Source organism: Mesorhizobium sp. M0500, assembly GCF_040321165.1.
Classification (GTDB): Bacteria; Pseudomonadota; Alphaproteobacteria; order Rhizobiales; family Rhizobiaceae; genus Mesorhizobium.
This window is the reverse complement of sequence record NZ_JAMYRB010000083.1, coordinates 1-1091: the sequence shown is the minus strand read 5'-3', so window position 1 is coordinate 1091 and position 1091 is coordinate 1. Positions and strand designations below refer to the sequence as shown.

Here is a 1091-nt window from a genome sequence, read left to right as displayed (position 1 = left end):
CGGCGGCGACGATCGAACTGGCGAACTTTTCAGCTACGTGGACCTTGAGGTCCGGGTTCGGCGCAATCATCCATTGCGGGCGATCAGGACGATCGTGACTGAAGCCCTGTCGAGGCTGGAGCGTGAGTTCGCGGCGCTATATTCGCCGATCGGACGGCCATCTATCCCGCCGGAGAAGCTGCTGCGGGCGATGCTTTTGCAGGCGTTCTATTCGATCCGCTCGGAGCGGCTTTTGATGGAGCGGCTGGAATACGATCTTTTGTTCCGCTGGTTCGTCGGCATCGGTGTCGACGACGCAGCCTGGGACCATTCGGTGTTCTCCAAGAACCGTGACCGGCTGCTTGAGGGCAACGTCGCAGCGAAGTTTCTAAGTGCAGTCCTGGCGCAGCCCAAGGTGAAGAAGCTCCTTTCCACGGATCACTTCTCGGTCGACGGAACGCTGATCGAGGCCTGGGCGTCGATGAAGAGCGTCAAGCCGAAGGGCGGTTCGGGCGAAGATGACTCAGGCGAGCCGCCGGCTCAGGACGGCGGGCGTAACGCGGAAGCGGACTTCCACGGCGAGAGGCGATCGAACGAGACGCACGCCTCGACCACCGACCCCGACGCCAGGCTCTACCGCAAAGGGCGGGGCAAGGAGGCTAGGTTGTGCTTCATGGGACATGGGCTGATGGAGAACCGCCATGGCCTGCTGGTCGATGCCTGTCTGACGCTGGCCGACGGGCATGCCGAGCGAGTGGCGGCCCTGCATATGATCGAACCTCGCGCCGACCGGCCGCAGGCGATCACGCTCGGCGCCGACAAGGCCTATGACGCGGAGGACTTCATCAACGAGTTGCGCTCGATGAAGGTGACGCCGCACGTGGCGCAGAACACGAACGGCCGCCGTTCCGCGATCGATCGCCGGACCACGCGTCACGGTGGCTATGCCGTCAGCCAGCGCATCAGAAAGCGCATCGAAGAGGCGTTCGGCTGGATCAAGACCGTCGTCGGACAGGAGAAGACCAAGTTGCGCGGCCGCGACCGCGTTGGGTGGGCCTTCACCTTCGCGGCCGCCGCCTACAATCTGGTGCGGCTGCCCAAGCTCTTGGCGG

The 1091-nt window shown here is 64.0% G+C and carries 1 protein-coding gene; it reads left to right on the top strand.

The annotated features are described in order from the left end of the window. Positions 1 to 1091: IS5 family transposase (locus NKI70_RS33845; protein WP_352726459.1), on the top strand; the 1091-nt coding region annotated here is incomplete at both ends.